General features: G+C 76.4%; 3 protein-coding genes. 1 reads left to right on the forward strand and 2 read right to left on the reverse strand.

What is annotated here, in order from left to right; translation table 11 throughout:
- Positions 1-13: 13 nt before the first annotated feature.
- Positions 14-559 carry an RNA polymerase sigma factor gene (locus tag J7523_RS20115; protein WP_087507783.1) on the reverse strand — a complete coding sequence of 182 codons (546 nt, stop codon included), beginning with the start codon at positions 557-559 and terminating at the stop codon, positions 14-16.
- Positions 560-716: 157 nt separating this feature from the next.
- On the opposite strand from J7523_RS20115, the gene J7523_RS20120 reads away from it, so the two are divergent.
- Positions 717-1910: an FAD/NAD(P)-binding oxidoreductase gene (locus tag J7523_RS20120; protein WP_291890535.1), complete on the forward strand. Its 1194-nt coding sequence runs from the start codon at positions 717-719 to the stop codon at positions 1908-1910.
- A gap of 46 nt (positions 1911-1956) precedes the next feature.
- On the opposite strand, the gene J7523_RS20125 is transcribed toward J7523_RS20120, so the two are convergent.
- The coding region (locus J7523_RS20125; protein WP_291890537.1) for an HAD hydrolase family protein at positions 1957-2256 on the reverse strand (300 nt) is incomplete at its 5' end.

The following is a 2256-nucleotide window of genomic DNA, read 5'->3' on the forward strand; positions in this document are numbered from 1 at the left end:
GTGTCGGTGCGGTTCACGGTGCGGGGGTCCTCTCGCGCGGTGTCGTCGCGGGCGACGACGCGGGCAGGTGGTCGAGGTGGGCGCGCAGCGCACGGCGCGCGCGGGACAGCCGCAGGCGGTACGCCACGGCCGAGATGCCGAGCACGCGCGCGGCCCGGGGTGCGTCGAGGCCGTCGAGGACGGTCAGCGCGAGCGTCTCCTGGTGCGTCGCGGACAGCCGCTGCCAGGCACGCCCCAGGTCGACGCGGTGCGCGACCAGGTCGGCGTCCTCGTCGGTGACGAGCGGCGGCCCGACCTGCGCGACGCGCACGGCGAGCGCGGTGCGTCGCTCGTCGCCGCGGCGGTGGTTGAGCATGACGTGGCGGGCGATGCCGAACAGCCACGCGCGGGCGTCGTCGGGGTCGGCGGGCAGCTCGTCGAGGCGCCGCCACGCGACGAGGAACGCGTCGGCCGCGACGTCCTCGGCGTGCGTGCCGGCACGGCGCTGCGCGAACCGGACGACGTCGCCGTAGGCGCGTGCGTAGAGGTCGACGAACACGGGGGCTCGGGGGTGGCTCATGCTGCGTTCCTGTCCGGCAGGGGCGCGGGTGTGTCGCCGTGGGTCCAGCATGCCCGGCGCACCGTCACCCACCCGGCTCCACGGCCCCCGCGCGCGGGACCCGCGGTCCGCGCCTAGCGTGACGGGGACCCGTCCTCCCGGCCCCGGAGCGTGCCCCATGAGCCCAGCCCGACGGCACGACGTCGTGGTGGTCGGCGGCGGCAACGCCGGCATCTCGCTGGCCGCGAAGCTGCTGCGCGACGGGTGCCGTGACGTGGCCGTCGTCGAGCCGAAGGCCGTGCACCACTACCGGCCGCTGCTGTCGTACGTCGCGGGCGGCGCCGCGACGCTCGACGACCTCACCCGGCCGCAGGAGCGGGCGATGCCGCGCGGGGTCCACCGCTACGCGGACCGCGCCACGGCCGTCGACGTCGACGCCGCCGAGGTCGTGCTGGCGGGCGGCACGCGGCTCGCGTACCGCGACGTCGTCGTGTGCCCCGGGTCCGAGGTGGACCACGACGCGATGCCCGGGCTGCGGGAGGCGTTCGCGACGCCGCACGCCGCGACGAGCTACCTGGTCGACCATGCGCCGCGCACGTGGCGCATGCTGTCCGGCCTGACCTCGGGGCGGGCCGTGTTCGTCGTGTCCGACCGGCACGTGCCGTGCGCGCCCGTGGGCCTCAAGCCGCTGTTCCTCGCGGCGGACCGCTGGCGTCGCACGGGCGTGCTCGACGACGTCGAGATCGACCTGCTGCTCGAGGGCCCGCGGCTCGCGGGCCTCGCGCGAGCCGACCACGAGCTGCGGGCGGCGGCCCGACGCTACGGCGTACGGGTGCGCACCGGCACCACCGTGACGCGCGTCGACGGCCAGGGGCGCACGCTCGACGTCGCGTCGCCCGACGGCCCGCGAACGCTCGGCTACGACGCCCTGTACGTCGCGCCGCCGCACCGCGCACCGGCGTGGGTGGCCGCGAGCGGGCTGGCCGGCGCGGGGTCCGACGGGTTCGTCGACGTCGACCACGGGACGCTGCGGCACCGCGTGCACCCCCGCGTGTGGGCGTTGGGCGACGTCGCGACCGTCGGCACGTCGCCGTCCGGCGGGGCGCTGCGCAAGCAGGTGCCGGTGGTCGCGCACAACATCGCGGCGCAGCGCGCGGGAGCACCGGTCCGCCGGTACGACGGGTACACGGTCGCACCCGTGACGACGTCGCGCACGCGGCTGCTGCTCGCGGAGCACGACCGCGACGGCCGCGCCGAGCCGACCGTGCCGTTCCCCGACCTCACGCGACCGAGCCGGGCCCTGTACCTGTTCGACCGGCACGTCGAGCCGCTCGTCTACTGGCACCGCCTGCTGCGGGGCAAGGTCTCCTGACGCGCACGTCCCGCACGCCCCCTCACGGACGTGGTGGTGGTGCGGGTCAGGCGAACGCCTCGGGCAGGGCGGCGCGCACCTTGGCCGGCGTGTCCTCCCAGCCCTCGACGGCCACGCACGGGACGCCGGTCGAGATCACGGGGTAGTCGTTGCCGCCCTCGTCGAGCCGGTCGCCGAAGAACACGGCCTGCGTCGGCTCGAGACCCAGGCGCGCGAGCAGCCGGTTGACGCCGTACGCCTTGTCGATGCCCTTGCGGGTGATGTCGACGGACGTCGAGCCGCCCGAGCGGACCTCGAGGTCGGGGAGCTGCTCGGCGACGGCCGCCCGCAGCTTCTCCTTCTTGGC

It is taken from the genome of Cellulomonas sp., from assembly GCF_017744555.1.
In the GTDB taxonomy this organism is placed as follows: domain Bacteria; phylum Actinomycetota; class Actinomycetes; order Actinomycetales; family Cellulomonadaceae; genus Cellulomonas.